Source organism: Affinundibacterium danionis, assembly GCF_042432465.1.
In the GTDB taxonomy this organism is placed as follows: Bacteria; Pseudomonadota; Gammaproteobacteria; order Burkholderiales; family Burkholderiaceae_D; genus Undibacterium; species Undibacterium danionis.
Map to the genome: position 1 here is coordinate 52,748 of NZ_JBHLXJ010000014.1, position 17,835 is coordinate 70,582.

At 45.0% G+C, this 17,835-nt stretch carries 17 protein-coding genes; 5 read left to right on the top strand and 12 right to left on the bottom strand.

Features of this window, described 5'->3' with window-relative positions:
- Positions 1-51 precede the first annotated feature (51 nt).
- The 3 genes from folP to ACFFJH_RS12935 all read right to left on the bottom strand — a co-directional run bounded on the left by folP (position 52) and on the right by ACFFJH_RS12935 (position 3,722).
- On the bottom strand, positions 52-915 hold the full coding sequence (gene folP / locus ACFFJH_RS12925; protein WP_390213236.1) for a dihydropteroate synthase: 864 nt from the start codon (positions 913-915) through the stop codon (positions 52-54).
- A gap of 83 nt (positions 916-998) precedes the next feature.
- Positions 999-2,879, bottom strand: a complete 1,881-nt coding sequence (ftsH, locus tag ACFFJH_RS12930; RefSeq protein ID WP_390213325.1) for an ATP-dependent zinc metalloprotease FtsH — start codon at positions 2,877-2,879, stop codon at positions 999-1,001.
- Positions 2,880-3,077: 198 nt separating this feature from the next.
- Complete coding sequence (locus ACFFJH_RS12935; protein WP_390213237.1) at positions 3,078-3,722, bottom strand: RlmE family RNA methyltransferase; 645 nt, start codon at positions 3,720-3,722, stop codon at positions 3,078-3,080.
- A gap of 32 nt (positions 3,723-3,754) precedes the next feature.
- Here ACFFJH_RS12935 and ACFFJH_RS12940 point away from each other — a divergent pair, with 32 nt between their 5' ends.
- Positions 3,755-4,261 carry a YhbY family RNA-binding protein gene (locus tag ACFFJH_RS12940; protein WP_390213238.1) on the top strand — a complete coding sequence of 169 codons (507 nt, stop codon included), beginning with the start codon at positions 3,755-3,757 and terminating at the stop codon, positions 4,259-4,261.
- A 104-nt stretch (positions 4,262-4,365) separates the two neighbouring features.
- Here ACFFJH_RS12940 and greA read toward each other — a convergent pair whose 3' ends face one another.
- The 3 genes from greA to carA form a co-directional block, all read right to left on the bottom strand.
- Entirely contained in the window at positions 4,366-4,842 is a 477-nt protein-coding gene (gene greA / locus ACFFJH_RS12945) for a transcription elongation factor GreA (RefSeq protein WP_212673867.1), read from the bottom strand.
- A 167-nt stretch (positions 4,843-5,009) separates the two neighbouring features.
- Positions 5,010-8,228, bottom strand: coding sequence for a carbamoyl-phosphate synthase large subunit (gene carB, locus ACFFJH_RS12950; RefSeq protein WP_390213239.1), 3,219 nt, complete (start codon positions 8,226-8,228; stop codon positions 5,010-5,012).
- A complete protein-coding gene (gene carA, locus ACFFJH_RS12955) occupies positions 8,221-9,387 on the bottom strand; it encodes a glutamine-hydrolyzing carbamoyl-phosphate synthase small subunit (RefSeq protein WP_390213326.1) in 1,167 nt (388 codons plus the stop codon). Before carA ends, carB begins: the two co-directional genes overlap by 8 nt.
- Positions 9,388-9,754: 367 nt before the next feature.
- On the opposite strand from carA, the gene rsxB reads away from it, so the two are divergent.
- Positions 9,755-10,426 carry an electron transport complex subunit RsxB gene (rsxB, locus tag ACFFJH_RS12960; protein WP_390213240.1) on the top strand — a complete coding sequence of 224 codons (672 nt, stop codon included), beginning with the start codon at positions 9,755-9,757 and terminating at the stop codon, positions 10,424-10,426.
- Positions 10,427-10,449: 23 nt separating this feature from the next.
- Positions 10,450-11,097 carry an endonuclease III gene (gene nth, locus ACFFJH_RS12965; RefSeq protein ID WP_390213242.1) on the top strand — a complete coding sequence of 216 codons (648 nt, stop codon included), beginning with the start codon at positions 10,450-10,452 and terminating at the stop codon, positions 11,095-11,097.
- Between the two features lie 37 nt (positions 11,098-11,134).
- Here nth and ACFFJH_RS12970 read toward each other — a convergent pair whose 3' ends face one another.
- Entirely contained in the window at positions 11,135-11,719 is a 585-nt protein-coding gene (locus ACFFJH_RS12970) for a malonic semialdehyde reductase (protein ID WP_390213243.1), read from the bottom strand.
- Positions 11,720-11,879: 160 nt separating this feature from the next.
- Here ACFFJH_RS12970 and ACFFJH_RS12975 point away from each other — a divergent pair, with 160 nt between their 5' ends.
- A complete protein-coding gene (locus tag ACFFJH_RS12975; protein ID WP_390213245.1) occupies positions 11,880-12,311 on the top strand; it encodes a DUF1841 family protein in 432 nt (143 codons plus the stop codon).
- Positions 12,312-12,404: 93 nt separating this feature from the next.
- On the opposite strand, the gene ACFFJH_RS12980 is transcribed toward ACFFJH_RS12975, so the two are convergent.
- Both ACFFJH_RS12980 and ACFFJH_RS12985 read right to left on the bottom strand, forming a co-directional pair.
- Positions 12,405-12,749, bottom strand: coding sequence for a c-type cytochrome (locus ACFFJH_RS12980; RefSeq protein WP_390213327.1), 345 nt, complete (start codon positions 12,747-12,749; stop codon positions 12,405-12,407).
- A gap of 13 nt (positions 12,750-12,762) precedes the next feature.
- Positions 12,763-13,095, bottom strand: coding sequence for a c-type cytochrome (locus ACFFJH_RS12985; RefSeq protein WP_390213246.1), 333 nt, complete (start codon positions 13,093-13,095; stop codon positions 12,763-12,765).
- A 294-nt stretch (positions 13,096-13,389) separates the two neighbouring features.
- On the opposite strand from ACFFJH_RS12985, the gene ACFFJH_RS12990 reads away from it, so the two are divergent.
- Entirely contained in the window at positions 13,390-14,244 is an 855-nt protein-coding gene (locus tag ACFFJH_RS12990) for an AAA family ATPase (protein WP_390213248.1), read from the top strand.
- Positions 14,245-14,308: 64 nt separating this feature from the next.
- Here the strand turns inward: ACFFJH_RS12990 and ilvC are convergent, their stop codons facing one another.
- The 3 genes from ilvC to ACFFJH_RS13005 form a co-directional block, all read right to left on the bottom strand.
- Entirely contained in the window at positions 14,309-15,325 is a 1,017-nt protein-coding gene (gene ilvC / locus ACFFJH_RS12995) for a ketol-acid reductoisomerase (protein ID WP_390213250.1), read from the bottom strand.
- Between the two features lie 168 nt (positions 15,326-15,493).
- On the bottom strand, positions 15,494-15,985 hold the full coding sequence (ilvN, locus tag ACFFJH_RS13000) for an acetolactate synthase small subunit (RefSeq protein ID WP_186889435.1): 492 nt from the start codon (positions 15,983-15,985) through the stop codon (positions 15,494-15,496).
- Positions 15,985-17,769: an acetolactate synthase 3 catalytic subunit gene (locus tag ACFFJH_RS13005; protein WP_390213251.1), complete on the bottom strand. Its 1,785-nt coding sequence runs from the start codon at positions 17,767-17,769 to the stop codon at positions 15,985-15,987. Before ACFFJH_RS13005 ends, ilvN begins: the two co-directional genes overlap by 1 nt.
- Positions 17,770-17,835: the final 66 nt, after the last annotated feature.

The window sequence follows — 17,835 nt, forward strand, 5'->3', positions numbered from 1 at the left end:
TATTTCCATGTTGCATCACTCGTCATGCATTCACAATCCCAACTCAACTTCTTAGGTTGCATTCACTGCCTGCCAAACTCTCACCGCATCAACTGTTTCCGCAACATCGTGCACGCGCAAAATTCGAGCACCTTGTGACATCGCCATTAATGCTGCTGCGAGGCTGCCAGCCATTCGACGCTCAACAGGTTTTCCAGTGATCGCGCCAATCATAGTTTTTCGCGACATTCCAGCCAGAACTGGCAACTCAAGCTCATCTTGGATCAATCGAATGTGCTGCAATAATTCGATATTGTGTTCCAGAGTTTTTCCAAACCCAAACCCTGGATCAATACTCAGACGATTTTTCTCGACGCCTGACGACAGAAGCTGATCACAACGTTCGCGTAAAAATGCAATCACTTCAGCGGTCACATTGGCATAGCTCGGTCTTTGCTGCATGGTTTCTGGTGACTGCTGCATATGCATCACACACAATCCTACATCGCTGTCAGCGATCACTTCACGCGCTTGAGACGAGGCAAATCCACGAATATCATTAATCATATCCGCGCCAGCTATGATTGCTTCGCGCATTACTTCAGGCTTGTAAGTGTCGACCGAAATAGGTTTACCACAATCACGTAATGCATATACTAAAGGAATCACACGTTTGAGTTCCTCATCCAGTGGCAAAGCGACTGCGCCTGGACGCGTTGATTCGCCACCGATATCGATGATATCAACGCCGTCTTCTATCATTTGCTCAGCATGGCTAATTGCGTGATCTAAAGATGAAAATTTCCCGCCATCGGAAAACGAATCGGGAGTGATATTTAAAATACCCATGATCAATGGCTTACACATCGTCGACGCGTTATTGACTGGTTTCATTGGAAAACGAAATCGTCCGCATTCAAAAAAAGTAGGTAACATAAATCAAACGCTGTAAAAATGAAGGGTGAGGAAAACTCTCCTCACCCTTACACAATCATCAAAATCAATCAAACTAAGAAAGTTTAAGCAGGCGCAGTCGCATTTGGCGTGACACCACCTGGTGGCGTATCAGACGACGACTTTGGAGTCGCTGTATATGACTTTGGCGGCTTCGGTTCTTGACCATTCATAATGTCATTGATTTGCTCGGCATCGATGGTTTCCCACTCGAGTAAAGCCTTAGTCATGACTTCTACCTTGTCACGATTCGTTTCTAACAGATGACGGGCGATCGCATATTGTGCATCCAAAATAGAACGAATTTCTGCATCCACTTTTTGTTGCGTCGCTTCGGAAATAGTTTTAGAAGAGCCGCCGAAATATCCGCTATCTTGGCTATCTTCATACACCATCACACCCAAGGTATCTGACATACCAAATCGAGTGACCATCGCACGCGCCAACTTGGTCGCTCGAGAGAAGTCATTTGACGCACCTGTTGACATTTGTCCGACAAAAATTTCTTCTGCAATACGACCACCGAATAAAATCGCGATCTCTTCCAACATTTTATCTTTGTAACCGCTGATCTGGTCATGTTCTGGCAATTGCCATGTCAAACCAAGTGCATTACCGCGCGGCATAATTGTGACTTTATGAACTGGATCGGCTTTCGGCAACAATTTCGCCACGACAGCATGGCCAGACTCATGATAGGCCGTGTTGCGACGTTCATCTTCACGCATTACCATAGACTTACGTTCTGGACCCATGTAGATCTTGTCTTTCGCATCTTCAAAATCCAACATTTCGACCAAACGTTTATTTCGACGTGCCGCAAATAAAGCAGATTCATTCACCAAATTAGCTAAGTCAGCACCTGAGAAACCTGGTGTTCCGCGCGCCAAAATATCTGCACGCACATCGGGTGCGATTGGTACTTTACGCATGTGTACGTTCAAGATTTGTTCGCGACCACGAATATCTGGCAAGCCCACAGTAACTTGGCGATCGAAACGACCTGGACGCAACAATGCTTTATCAAGTACATCAGAGCGGTTCGTCGCAGCGATCACGATCACGCCGGAATTTGGCTCAAAGCCATCCATCTCAACCAGCATCTGGTTCAAGGTTTGCTCGCGCTCGTCATTACCACCGCCCATACCAGCGCCACGATGGCGACCTACAGCATCAATCTCGTCAATAAAAATGATACATGGTGAATGTTTTTTCGCGTTATCAAACATATCGCGTACACGAGATGCACCGACACCAACAAACATCTCAACGAAATCTGAACCTGAAATAGTAAAGAAGGGAACCTTCGCTTCACCCGCGATCGCACGCGCTAACAGGGTTTTACCAGTACCTGGAGGACCAACCATCAAAACACCGCGTGGAATACGTCCGCCGAGCTTTTGGAATTTACTTGGATCTTTTAAGAAATCGACGACTTCACTAACTTCTTCTTTGGCTTCATCGCAACCTGCGACGTCAGCAAAAGTGACATGGTTGTTCGTTTCGTCGAGCATGCGCGCTTTTGATTTACCGAATGAAAACGCGCCACCTTTGCCACCACCTTGCATCTGACGCATAAAGAAAATCCATACACCGATCAGCAATAACATTGGTCCATAAGAAATCAGGATTTGCCCTAATAATGATGGCTCTTCTGGTGGTTTGCTATCGAATTTAATTCCGTTATCAACTAAGTCTTTAGCCAAGCCCTTATCAAAGATCGTCAACTGTGCTTTGATTTTCTTGTCATCAATCGTGGTAGCAACAACCGTGCGATTGCTATCATCAATTACTGCCTCTTTGATGCGTTTTGCGCGCACTTCATCGAGAAATTGAGAATAAGGAATCGTCACTGCATTGGCAGCGAGATTCTTACTATCAAATTTATTGAACACCATAAAGAGCACTAAGAGCACCGCGCCCCACATTGCAATTTTGGTTAACATTGAATTATTCACAAAAACTCCTCAGGTGCTTCATGCGCACAAAAAGTCGCAAGAAAAATATTTGGCGATCTTTACTACCCACTCAAGCAAACATTCTACTCGCATTAAATACAGCTTGCTGAACAAGATATGCTGGCGTGATTGACAATTATCAAGGGCAAAACAATCAAATTATTCTCAAATTTCGCGCTATTTTACTCAATTCGGATTTTTTAAGCCTTTTCCAAGCAAAAATATCTCCGCAGATTTATCTTTGCTCGCTTTAGGCTTTTTATTGGTAACAGTTTTGAACTCGTTTTTAAACAAGGTAACTAGCGTATTGTAGCTAGGGCCGTGAAAACATTTGACCAGCAAAGCGCCATTCGGTTTCAAATGAGCCTTGGCAAACTCAACCGCCAATTCAATAATATACTCGACTCGCGCGGCGTCAACCGTCGAGTTACCAGAGAGATTGGGTGCCATATCCGACAAAACGACATCGACTTTTTTTCCTTGTAATCTTGATTCCAACTGAGACAATACCTCTTCTTCACGAAAGTCACCTTGGATAAAGTCAACATCGGCAATCGGTTCCATTGGCAATAAATCTAGTGCATAGATCTCACCATTGATGCCACCGCCCTCTTTCCCCGCCAATTTATGACGCGTATATTGCGACCACCCACCTGGAGTTGCGCCTAAGTCGACAATCACCTGACCACTTTTGATCAGTTTTTCAGTCTCATCAATTTCTTTGAGCTTATAAACGGCACGTGATCGGTAGCCTTCTTTTTGTGCTAATTTCACATAAGGATCATTAATATGATCGTGAACCCAATTTTGATTGAATTTATTCTTGGCCATTGGCGTAAAATACTGCTTTTAAAGGAATTTATATGTCAAACGACGCAACAACTAAAAAAATCAAGCCAAAATCAAAACTCACTCCCGCGGAACGCAGTGAATTACGCGCAGAAGCACATGGTTTGAAACCTATCGTCATTATCGGCGAAGCTGGCTTAACGCCCGCTGTCATGAAGGAAATCGATGCCAGCCTGAATTCTCATGGGTTAATCAAAGTACGTGTCTTTGGTGATGATCGTGAAGCACGCGTAACGATGTACGAAACAATTTGCGCAGAACTTGGTGCCGAACCAGTTCAACATATTGGCAAATTATTGGTGATTTATCGTCCTAAATTAGACGGCATCAAAGAAACCAAATTTGTCAAACGTGGAAAAGGTCTGCGCGAAGTAACGATTGTGAAGCCTAGCGCAAGTGGCACAAAAAAACCATCTGTTTCTAAAGTCTTAGTTAAAGGTAATGAACGTGTCACTCAAGGTGGTTCCATTAAACGTGCAAAACCACGTCAATCTAGCGTCAAAAAATCGATCAAGGCGTAATTCTTACTCGACTTGTTCAGCCTCTTTGCTCACTAAAAAAGAGGGGCGCTAATTGCGCGCCCCACTCTTGCTTTACCTAGAATTGCCTGCTTCAAAACAGATAATTAGATGTAAAGCACTTCCAAAATTTCGTACTCACGAACACCCGCTGGTGCTTGCACGCCAACCACATCACCTGCGTACTTGCCTATCAAAGCGCGCGCTATCGGCGAAGTAATCGATACTTTGTTCAATTTCAGATCAGCTTCGTCTTCACCAACGATCTGGTATTGCACTTTTTGACCGTTTTCCAAATCTTCGAGTTGTACCGTTGAAGCAAACACAACGCGTCCTTCTGCATCCAATTCGGTTGGGTCAATAATTTGCGCGGCGCTTAATTTGCTATCTAGTTCAGCAATACGGCCTTCGATAAATGCCTGACGCTCTTTCGCTGCGTCGTACTCGGCATTTTCTGACAAGTCACCTTGTGCGCGCGCTTCGGCAATCGCATTAATCACCTCTGGGCGATCTTTGGTTTTAAGCTTGTGCAATTCTTGCTTGAGCAATTCTGCGCCAAATTTAGTGAGAGGGATTGTACTCATAGCTATCTACATTATTCAAAAATGGTGGGATTTCCCACGTTAACAATTCAAGATGGTTTGCCATCAAGCCTAAAAGTAGAGAGGTCACAAGAACAATGATAGCTCATTGTTAATTGTGACCTCTCAGAATGCGAATTTCCTGTTATTGGATATTCGCAGGATTTCGCTTAGTGTAAAGACTTATGCAGACCTTGTAAATCATAGACATGCAATTCGTTGAGATGACGCATCCCTTCCACTGCTGCTTCAGCTCCCGCAATCGTTGTAATGGTCGTTGCTCCCGATGCCAAAGCGGAAACGCGAATCGAGCGAGAATCGGCAATCGCGTTGCGCTTCTCCTCCACCGTGTTGATGACCATCACCACTTCGCGGTTTTTCAGTAGATCAACCACGTGTGGACGGCCTTCAGCCACTTTATTCACAGGCGCGCAAGCAATGCCAGCCGCAGAAATCGCTGCTGCCGTACCTTTGGTCGCGACCAGTTCAAAGCCCATTGCAACCAAGTTCTTCGCAATATTGATCGCACGAGGTTTGTCTGCGTTTTTCACGGTCAAGAATACCTTACCCGACTTTGGCAATTTCGTTCCTGCACCTAATTGCGACTTCACAAAAGCTTCGCCGAAGGTCTTACCAACACCCATCACCTCGCCGGTCGATTTCATCTCTGGCCCGAGGATGGTATCCACGCCTGGGAACTTCACAAATGGGAAGACCGCTTCTTTGACGCTGAAATAACTTGGAACCACTTCTTTGTAAATGCCTTGCGAATCCAAAGTTTGACCAACCATACAACGCGCAGCGATTTTTGCCAATTGCAAACCAGTCACCTTTGACACATAAGGCACGGTACGTGAAGCACGTGGATTCACTTCTAGCACGTACACCACATCTTCACCGTCTTTTTGCTGAATTGCGAACTGAACGTTCATCAAACCAACAACATTCAAGCCCTTTGCCATCAAACTTGTTTGACGCTTCAATTCATCGATTGTCGCTTGTTTTAAAGAGTATGGTGGTAATGAACAGGCGGAGTCACCAGAGTGCACACCCGCTTGCTCGATATGCTCCATCACACCACCGATGAAAGTACGCGTGCCATCCGACAAGCAATCGACGTCAACTTCGATCGCATCATTCAAGAACCGATCTAGCAATACTGGAGAATCGTGTGAAACCTTTACGGCCTCACGCATATAGCGCTCAAGGTCTCGTTGTTCATGCACGATTTCCATCGCACGACCACCCAACACATAGGAAGGGCGAACCACGAGTGGATAACCAATTTCTTGCGCCAAAGTGATGGCCTCATCTTCGGTACGCGCAGTACGATTTGGTGGTTGACGCAAGCCCAACTCATGCAACATTTTTTGGAAGCGTTCACGATCTTCTGCGGCATCGATCATGTCAGGCGATGTACCAACGATAGGCACGCCATTCGCTTCTAATTCCAATGCCAATTTCAATGGTGTTTGACCACCATACTGCACGATCACGCCAACTGGTTTTTCCAGATCAACGATTTCCAATACGTCTTCCAAGGTCAGCGGCTCAAAATACAAGCGATCAGACGTGTCGTAATCAGTTGAAACAGTTTCTGGATTACAGTTAACCATAATCGTTTCGTAGCCGTCATCACGCATTGCAAACGCAGCGTGTACACAGCAATAATCAAACTCAATACCTTGGCCGATACGATTTGGACCACCGCCTAACACGATAATTTTTTTCTTATCGCTTGGCGCAGATTCACACTCATCTTCATAGGTGGAATACATATACGCGGTCTTCGTCGCAAACTCACCAGCACACGTATCGACGCGTTTGTACACTGGACGCACGTTCAAGGCTTTACGTTTTTCACGTACTGCCGTGCCGGTTGTTTTCAACAATTTAGCCAAACGACGATCTGAGAAACCTTTTTTCTTCAGCTTCAACAACAGATCTTTATCAATGCCATCCAAGCTTTGCGTTTCCAACCACAATTCGATATCGACGATATCTTTAATTTGCACCAAGAACCAAGGATCAATATGGGTCAACTGATGCACTTCTTCCAGAGAAAAACCTTGTGCAAACGCATCGCCCACGTACCAAATACGATCAGGACCAGGCGCGCCCAATTCTTTCTCTAAGACTTCACGGTCTGTGGTCTTTTCATTCATACCATCCACGCCGACTTCCAAACCACGCAAAGCTTTTTGGAAAGACTCTTGGAAGGTGCGACCAATCGCCATCACTTCACCAACTGACTTCATTTGCGTCGTCAAACGATTGTCCGCTTGTGGGAATTTTTCGAATGCGAAACGAGGAATCTTCGTCACAACATAGTCGATCGATGGCTCGAAAGATGCGGGCGTTTGACCACCTGTAATTTCATTACGCAACTCATCCAAAGTGAAGCCAACCGCCAGCTTCGCCGCAATTTTCGCAATGGGGAAACCAGTCGCTTTTGATGCCAATGCAGATGAACGTGAAACACGTGGATTCATTTCAATCACGATCATGCGGCCATCTTTTGGATTAACTGAGAACTGCACGTTTGAACCACCAGTATCGACACCGATTTCACGCAATACCGCCAATGAAGCGTTACGCATGATTTGGTATTCTTTATCAGTCAGCGTTTGTGCTGGTGCCACAGTGATGGAGTCACCGGTGTGCACACCCATAGGATCCAGATTTTCGATGGAGCAAACGATGATGCAGTTATCCGCTTTATCGCGTACAACTTCCATTTCATATTCTTTCCAACCGATCAAAGATTCTTCGATCAATAGCTCACTCGTTGGCGACGCTTCCAAGCCACGTTTGCAGATGGTTTCGAATTCTTCTTCGTTGTAAGCAATACCGCCGCCTGTTCCACCCATCGTGAACGAAGGACGAATAATCACAGGGAAACCGATGCGCTTTTGCACTTCCCAAGATTCATCCATGGTATGCGCTACACCAGAGCGCGCAGAACCTAAACCAATCTTGGTCATCGCATCTTTAAACTTAGAGCGATCTTCAGCTTTATCAATCGCCTCAGGCGTTGCGCCGATTAATTCACATTTGTACTTTTCTAAGACGCCATGACGGTGCAGATCGAGTGCACAATTCAAGGCTGTTTGACCGCCCATCGTTGGCAAGATCGCATCAGGACGTTCTTTATCAATAATGCGCTCTAATACTTGCCAAGTGATAGGCTCGATGTAAGTGACATCGGCCATATCTGGATCTGTCATGATGGTCGCTGGATTGCTATTGACCAAAATGACTTTATAGCCTTCTTCACGCAATGCTTTACAAGCTTGTGCGCCGGAATAATCGAACTCACAAGCCTGACCAATGATGATAGGGCCCGCGCCGATAATTAAAATACTTTTTATGTCTATACGCTTAGGCATTTTTGTTCTTCTCCAACTTCGCGGTCTTCATCAAATTCGTAAAACGGTCAAACAAATAGGCAATATCATGCGGACCTGGCGATGCTTCAGGATGACCTTGGAAGCAAAATGCTGGCTTGTCAGTGCGCGCAAAACCTTGCAAAGAGCCGTCAAACAAAGACACATGCGTAACGCGGCAATTGTCTGGCAACGATGCAGCATCGACTGCAAAACCGTGATTTTGTGAAGTGATCAACACTTGCTTAGTATCGAGATCTTGCACAGGATGGTTAGCACCATGGTGACCAAACTTCATCTTCAAAGTTTTTGCGCCAGAAGCCAAGGCCATAATTTGATGACCCAAACAAATACCAAAAGTAGGAATGCCTTTTTCAATCAATTCTTTTGCTGCTGCGATCGCGTAATCACATGGTTCTGGATCGCCAGGACCGTTCGATAAAAATACGCCATCAGGATTCAATGCCAACACTTCAGCCGCGCTTGACTGCGCTGGCAGTACTGTTACTTTGCAACCGCGCTCTGCCAACATACGCAAAATATTGCGTTTGACACCGAAGTCAAAAGCAACCACATGGAATTCTGGATTGCTTAAAGTGCCATAGCCTTGACCGAGTTTCCACTCTGCTTCCGTCCATTCGTAAGACTTCGAAACAGAAACCACTTTCGCCAAATCCATACCAGCCAATCCTGGGAAAGATTTTGCTAACTCAAGCGCTTTTGTCGCATCCGAGCCCACCAAAATCGCACCACCTTGCGCACCTTTTTCGCGCAAAATGCGTGTCAACTTACGCGTATCGATACCAGCGATGGCAACAATATTTTGTGACTTTAAGTAATCAGATAAAGATTGTTCCGAGCGGAAATTAGAAACCAACATAGGCAGATCTTTAATGATCAAACCTGCAGCATGAATTTTGTCTGACTCAACGTCTTCCGAATTCACACCTGTGTTACCAATATGCGGATAAGTCAAGGTGACGATTTGGGAGCTATAACTTGGATCAGTCAAAATTTCTTGATAACCAGTCATAGAAGTATTGAAAACAACTTCACCGATCGTGTGACCGGATGCTCCAATCGAAACACCAGTAAATATCGTGCCATCAGCGAGGGCAAGAATGGCGATGGAATCGGGATTGGAACTTAGGGACTGCGGAATGGGCAGCAAGGGCAACTCCTGTAGTGTTGTCGCCGTTGCGCGCCCAAACATCGATCGTTACTTGCTGTTCTCTGAACTTCGCCTTGAATATCAAAGCGCTATCCGGAGAATGAGGAACAATCAAAGTAGAGAGTGATTTTTTGGATATGCGCTACGACGAGATTTGAATAAGCTAAACCCTCGAATTATAGCGCAATTAAGCCCCTCAGGCAATCGCAGAATTCTTTCCAAAAAGCATTTTCTGGATTTTTGGCCGCCATTTAGCTGAGCAAATCATAGAGATGACGCAATAATTTTCCCACGCTTTCTTGTCCGCGCTTTCCTTTGAGCGGATAATGCAATTTTTTTCGCATCCATAAGCAAAACCGTGGCACCTTTTCTCGCTGACCAAATCAATAATTTATTGCCGCAAACACAATGCACCAAATGTGGTTACCCCGCTTGTCAAGCTTATGCTCAAGCCATTGCCGATGGTAGCGCCAACTACAACCAATGCCCACCCGGCGGACAAGAAGGCATTGACCGGCTCGCGCATTTATTAGGAAAAGTAAGCATCACTCTCAATCCGGCCAACGGTATAGAAAAACCGCGAACTATCGCCTTTATTGACGAGGCAGTTTGCATAGGCTGCACATTGTGCATACAAGCCTGCCCTGTCGATGCCATCATGGGTGCCAATAAGCAGATGCATACGGTGATTCCTGAATTGTGTACGGGCTGTGATTTATGTGTAGCACCCTGCCCCGTTGATTGCATCACCATGCTACCGACGGCGAACACATCAACCGGCTGGCAAGCTTGGTCACAAGAACAAGCGAACGACGCAAAACAACGCTATCAGCATAGAGAACAACGCTTAATTCGAGAAAAACAAGACAACGAAAAACGCCTGCTCGCAAAAGCCCATGAAAAACTCAAACTAGTTTCACTGGAAGTAGCAGAAACACAATCCGAGTTAGACGAAAAAGAGCGTAAGAAAAAAATTATCGCTAATGCGATCCTACGCGCATCCACCAAAAAAGATGCGCTAGCCAAATAATTAAATTGGGTTAAGCAATTTTCATGAACGCCAACAAACGCATAGAAATATTTACTCGCTTGCGAGCACAAAATCCGCATCCAACTACCGAACTCGAATACACCACGCCATTTGAATTACTAATTGCGGTGCTGTTATCCGCGCAAGCGACCGACATCTCGGTCAATAAAGCCACCAAACGACTTTACCCAATCGCGAACACGCCGCAGAAGATTTTTGATTTAGGTGTCGACGGCTTAATTCCCTACATACAAACAATAGGATTATTTCGCACCAAAGCAAAGAACACCATCGAGACTTGCCGCATTCTATTAGAACAACACAAAGGTGAAGTCCCACGCACGCGTGAAGCTTTAGAAGCACTGCCAGGAGTCGGCAGAAAAACCGCCAATGTGGTGCTCAACACGGCATTTGGCGAACCGACAATTGCTGTCGATACGCATATTTTTCGCGTCTCGAATCGCACCGGTATTGCACCAGGTAAAAATGTCGATGTCGTAGAAGAAAAATTATTGAAATTTGTACCAAATGATTTCAAGCTTGACGCCCATCATTGGTTAATTTTGCATGGTCGCTACACCTGCATCGCCCGCACGCCCAAATGCTGGAATTGCATGATTGCGGATTTATGCGAATTCAAACAAAAAACGCCCTTACCAGATAATGCGTAAGAGCGTTTTCAGATCACGAATATAACCTTTGCCTGCATTAAACGATTTGACAAGCCTCATCGAAATCCAAACGTGGTGAACGTGGGAATAATTTTTCTACATCACCATAACCAATACTACACACAAAATTCACTTTCACTGGAGAATCCGCGAAGAAAGTCGCATTAATTTTATCTGCATCAAATCCGGACATAGGACCGCAATCCAAACCTAAAGCACGTGCTGCCATCATCATATAAGCGCCTTGCAAGCTAGAATTTCTGAAGGCCGTTGCCTCAATATTAGCTTGATTACCTTCAAACCAAGAACGCGCATCAGGCGCATGTGGAAATAATTTGATCAATTTTTCATAAAAGGCCAAATCCATACCAATGATCACAGTCACAGGCGCTTGGCGGGTCTTTGCAGCATTACCCGGTGACATACACTCAACCAGTTTCTCTTTTTGCTCCGCAGATTTAACGAACACAAAGCGTGCCGGACAAGAATTAGCCGATGTCGGCGCCCATTTCATCGCATGATAAATCGCCTGAATTTGCTCATCGCTCACAGGCTTATTCAGCCAAACATTATGGGTACGCGCAGACGCAAATAATAAGTCTAAGGATTCTTGATTTAACATGTCACACCACCTTTAAAAAATGAAGTTGGGATCATAACCGAAAATTACTTTTTCTTCAGATTGAGCAAACAATGAGAAAACTGCTCGCCTATCAATTTCCCAGTAAAATGATACCTATCTCAGAAGTCACCACCGAGCCATAAACCGAATCTAGCCAAACATGTTTAATCCAAGTCAAGACGATGTACGCCGTTTTTTTTGCGAGACTTTTCGCAAATATCACGCCAAAGAAATTCTCACCCCATTAGAAACCATCGCCGCAGATTGGATTTCTCAGCATCCTGAATACGCCGATGATTTTCGTAATGTCGACGCGGCATTGCAACGCAATTACAGCGTCGACTCAGGTAAGACCAATCCTTTTCTGCATTTATCCATGCATTTAACCATCGCTGAACAAGTGACGATCAATCAACCACAAGGGGTTCGCATTGCTTACGAAGCCCTTGCGCATAAGAAAAACTCCATTCATGAAGCTCATCACGAAATGATGGACTCCTTGGGTGAAATGATCTGGAATTCACAACGCAATGGCACCCCACCCGATGGCGAAGCCTACTTATCGTCATTGATGCGTAAAGCTGGTCAATAAGCACAAATAGCAAATCAATATCGCTGCAATAAAAAAGCCACGAAATTTCGTGGCTTTTTTATACGATACTGACAATCAGAAAATCATCAGAAATTATTTCTTCAACACCAAACTACCCGGCAAACTGTGCAAGTACGCCGCAATATTTTCAATATCCGCGTTACTCAATGCTTTTGCCTGAGCTTCCATAATGGCATTACTACGTCCAGAAGTGCCCACCGCACCACGCTGATAGGATTTCAGAGCTTGCATCAAATAATCCTTATGTTGACCTGCCAACTTTGGGTAACTAGGATCGATAGGTTCGTTGTACGTCGCGCCGTGACATGATGCGCAATTAAATTTTGTAGCGGCAACTTTGCCAGCCTCGACATTACCAGCAGCAAACGCACTCGCAGAGAATGTTAAAGCGACGGCGACTAAAGCGATTTTTTTCATCATAATCCTCAGCTTATTTTTGTTGTGCGGTTTGTTGTGAATAGTAAGCAGCCAAATCAGCAATATCCTGATCGCTCAAGCTACCTGCAATACCGCGCATAGATGGATGCTTGCGATCACCTTTGCGATAAGCCTTTAATGCACTTTCAATATATTTTGCGGACTGACCACCTATCATAGGCACTTGGTAGACTTCAGGGAATGTCGCTTTATAGCCAGGAATAGCATGGCAGCCGATACACATCGCCACTTTGTTTTCTGCGGCTTTCGCGTTACCAACAACTTCAGCCGACACAGCAAGCTGTGCGACGCTCGCCAAAGCGAGTAGAGCAAATAATTTTTTCATATTAGCTGAGAGAAAATAATCAGGAAAATCAAAACAGCGATTTGATCGAAGTCAGCATTTTAGCCGATAACCATTAATTTTGCGCAAATTTCATGCGTATTTCAGACACAAATTCCTCTGACAACATCATTTTTGCAAGTCGAATGAAAATACAATTCTGCAATTTTCCGAGATTCGAGACTTTCTACCAGAACAAACACGCGTCATGATAGTTAAGCATTTTTTGTTTATACTCATGATCTCATTTTTTGACCTATCCATAAACGACGCTTGATACGCCACAACTTAATTTCAATGAATACCATGCTACGCTTTGAAGGTGCCGACAACTACGTCGCAACCGATGACTTAAAACTCGCAGTCAACGCTGCGCTCACTTTACAGCGCCCATTGCTAATTAAAGGCGAACCTGGCACCGGCAAAACCATGCTAGCAGAAGAAGTGGCAGCGGCACTCAACATGCCACTCATGCAATGGCACATTAAATCCACCACCAAAGCGCAGCAAGGCCTCTACGAATACGATGCCGTATCGCGTTTACGTGATTCGCAACTCGGCGACGAACGAGTCAAAGACATACACAATTACATAGTCAAAGGTGTTCTATGGCAGGCATTCACGGCGGATGAGCCAGTCGTTTTGTTAATTGACGAAATCGACAAAGCGGATATTGAATTCCCCAATGACTTATTGCGAGAACTGGATCGCATGGAATTTTATGTTTACGAAACACGCGAAATGGTACGAGCAAAGCATCGCCCCTTGGTGATTATTACATCCAACAATGAAAAGGAATTACCGGATGCATTCTTGCGCCGCTGCTTTTTTCATTACATCAAATTTCCTGACAAAGAAACCATGCAGGCGATCGTGAATGTGCATTTTCCCAATTTAAAATTGGATCTGCTAAACAATGCGCTCGAAGCTTTTTATCAAATTCGCGAAGTAAATGGTCTCAAGAAAAAGCCATCGACATCTGAACTGATAGATTGGCTTAAGTTATTGCTAGCGGAAGATATCCCGGCAGAAGTTATACACGCCAAAGACAGTAAAAATGCGATTCCGCCACTACATGGCGCGCTACTCAAAAATGAACAAGATGTTCATTTGTTTGAACGCCTCATGATGATGTCACGCAATCATCGCTAACATCAAATTTTGAACCACAAAAAAGCCGTCAATATCGACGGCTTTTTCATATTAAATTAATTGATTAGTTCTTAGACTGATCAACCATTTTATTTTTCGCAATCCAAGGCATCATGGCGCGCAATTTTGCACCGACTTGTTCAATCTGATGCTCGGAATTCAAACGACGACGAGAAATCAAAGTCGGCGCGCCAGCTTTGTTTTCCAAGATAAAGCTCTTCGCATATTCACCGGTCTGAATATCTTTCAAACATTGGCGCATCGCTTGTTTCGTTTGATCTGTAACGATACATGGACCAGTCACATATTCACCGTATTCCGCGTTATTAGAAATCGAGTAATTCATGTTAGCGATACCGCCTTCATAGATCAAATCGACGATCAATTTTAATTCGTGCAAGCACTCAAAGTAGGCCATCTCTGGTGCGTAACCACCTTCAACCAAAGTTTCAAAACCGGCCTTGATTAATTCCACTGCGCCACCGCACAAAACCGCTTGCTCACCGAACAAATCAGTTTCAGTTTCTTCACGGAAGTTAGTTTCGATAATACCAGCACGACCACCGCCATTTGCCATCGCATAAGACAAGGCGATATCGCGTGCAGAACCGGATTTATCTTGATACACAGCGACCAAATGTGGCACGCCACCACCCTGGGTGTAAGTTGCACGTACAGTGTGACCAGGTGCCTTCGGTGCGATCATGATCACGTCCATATCGGCACGTGGTACTACTTGACCATAATGAACGTTAAAGCCATGAGCGAATGCCAATACAGCACCTTGCTTCGCGTGTGGCGCGACGTTTTCGTTGTACACCTGAGCGATATTTTCGTCTGGTAACAAGATCATGATAACGTCAGCTTCTTTAACCGCATCATTAACTTCCGCGACCTTTAATCCAGCATTTTTGGCTTTATCCCAAGAGGCACCACCTTTGCGCAAAGCGACTGTGATCTGGCAACCAGATTCACTCATATTCAAGGCATGTGCATGACCTTGTGAACCATAACCGATGATGGCAACTTTTTTGCCTTTGATCAAAGAGAGATCACAATCTTTATCGTAAAAAACTTTCATTTTGATGTCCTATATTTTAAATAATTCGAAATTGAAAATGCTTGTTTGATTCAATCATCATCCAAGCGATAACCTAGACCGCAGAGACACCGAGAGCACGGAGGAAGAATTTTTCAATTCTCTGTATCCTCTGCGCCTTCGCGGTTTTACTTCTTCTGCTAAATCTGATTACACTTTGAGTATGCGTTCACCACGCCCAATACCAGAACCACCGGTACGAACGGTTTCTAGAATGGCGGTACGCTCAATGGAATCGATGAAGGCATCGAGCTTTCCTTTGTTACCGGTCAATTCTATGGTGTAGCTTTTTTCAGTGACGTCGATGATGCGCCCGCGGAAAATATCCGCCGTACGTTTCATCTCTTCACGCTCTTTACCAACCGCACGTACCTTGATAAGCATGAGCTCACGTTCGATATGTGCACCTTCGGTTAAGTCAACCACCTTCACCACTTCAATTAAGCGATTCAAATGTTTGGTGATTTGTTCAATCACATCATCTGAACCTGTGGTGACGATAGTCATACGCGATAGCGTTGCGTCTTCGGTCGGTGCGACCGTTAAGGTTTCGATGTTGTAACCACGCGCAGAGAATAAGCCGACTACGCGTGATAAAGCGCCCGCTTCGTTTTCGAGCAATACGGAAATAATGTGTCGCATTACAAATCCTCCGAACCAAGCAACATTTCAGTCAGACCTTTACCAGCTTTCACCATAGGCCACACTTTTTCGTCTTGATCTGTTAGGAAATTCATGAACACCAACTTATCTTTCATGGCAAATGCTTCTTGCAAAGCACCATCCACATCCGCTGGGTTTTCTATCTTCATCCCTACATGACCGTAGGCCTCCACTAATTTAGTAAAGTCCGGCAAAGAGTCCATATAGGATTCAGAATAACGTCCAGCGTAATCTATTTGCTGCCATTGGCGTACCATACCAAGCGCACGATTATTTAATAAAATAATTTTTGGCGTCAGATGATATTGCTTACAAGTGGCGAGTTCTTGAATACACATTTGTATAGACGCTTCACCCGTAATACAGGCCACGGTTGCATCTGGATTCGCCATTTGTACGCCCATCGCATATGGCAAGCCAACACCCATCGTGCCCAAGCCACCCGAATTAATCCAACGACGCGGTTGATTGAACTTGTAATATTGAGCTGCCCACATTTGATGTTGACCAACATCAGAGGTCACAAAAGCATCGCCTTTGGTGATTTCGCAGACTTTCTGAATGATAGACTGCGGCTTGATAACGTCAGAAGAATCGGTATAAGCGAGACAATCTTGTGCGCGCCACTTCTTAATTTGCTTCCACCAATCAGCCAAAGGCTTGGCGTTTGGTTTTGCTTCGGATGCGGCCAACTGTGACAACATTTCGACTAAAACGTCTTTCACATTGCCAACAATAGGAATATCAACTTTGACGCGCTTAGAGATGGACGAAGGATCAATATCCACGTGAATAATTTTGCGTGGATGCGAGGCAAAATGTTTAGGATTACCAATCACCCTATCATCAAAACGCGCACCAATCGCAATCAACACGTCACAGTGTTGCATCGCCATGTTCGCTTCGTAAGTGCCGTGCATACCCGGCATACCGACAAATTTTTCATCAGTGGCACGATAGCCGCCCAAACCCATCAAGGTATTGGTGACTGGGAAGCCTAATTGATCGACTAATTTATTTAATTCTGGTGCAGCATTCGCCAAAATCACACCACCACCGGTGTAAATCATGGGACGTTCGGCTTGCAACAGCAATTGAACTGCTTTTCGAATTTGTCCCGCGTGACCTTTATCGACGGGGCGATAAGAACGCATTTCAATTTCTTTGGGATAGTGGTAAGTCGTCTTGTGATTGCTAATATCCTTAGGGATATCAATCAACACTGGGCCTGGACGTCCAGTCGTCGCGATGAAGAATGCCTTCTTCACCGTATCGGCCAATTCACGTACATCTTTCACCAAGAAATTGTGCTTAACACAAGGACGAGTAATGCCCACGGTATCACATTCCTGGAACGCATCTTCGCCAATCGCATGGCTAGGAACTTGACCAGAAATAACGATCATAGGAATCGAATCCATGTAGGCAGTTGCCAAGCCCGTCACCGCGTTCGTGACGCCGGGACCAGAGGTCACCAATGCAATACCGACTTTATTGGATGAGCGAGAATACGCATCAGCAGCATGAATTGCGGCTTGCTCGTGACGCACTAAGATATGTTGGAATTTACTTTGATTGAAAATCGCGTCGTAGATATAAAGCACAGCACCACCCGGATAACCGAATACATGCTCTACCCCCTCCTCTGCGAGACACTTGACCAGAATTTCTGCGCCAGTGTATTCAGTACTTCTGTCAGTATTTTTTTCTGCGCGATCTGCACCGCGTTCCGATTGACGATCGGACGGTCGTTCTGAACTCATCTTGTTTCCTTTCAAGATCCATTGGAGATTGATCGGATGTTCTTTCCTGACGAAATTCAGATTTCA